Annotated in this window: 1 pseudogene; it reads right to left on the reverse strand. The window is 49.6% G+C overall.

Annotated features, from left to right (window positions below):
* Positions 1 to 248 (reverse strand): annotated as a pseudogene (locus PPOP_RS24585) (hypothetical protein); the annotation flags it as partial.

The following is a 248-nucleotide window of genomic DNA, read 5'->3' on the forward strand; positions in this document are numbered from 1 at the left end:
ATACCAACCTGTTGATAGATCGGCATTTAAATCTCCTGTCATGGTAGCACTACCGTCATCAGCGGTAACCCGGACTTTTTGCCATGGCTTATTGTCTACATACTCCTTGGCATTAGCCTCCGCTTGGTTTGCCTTTGCTTGCGCTCCCGATGGTGTTTCGGCACCCACATCCGCCGCCGTCAGTCTAACATCGCCCGTCTTGTTGTTGACTGATTTTACGGGCACATGGATGCTAGCTACCTTTTTAT

The organism is Paenibacillus popilliae ATCC 14706 (assembly GCF_000315235.1).
Taxonomy (GTDB): Bacteria; Bacillota; Bacilli; order Paenibacillales; family Paenibacillaceae; genus Paenibacillus_B; species Paenibacillus_B popilliae.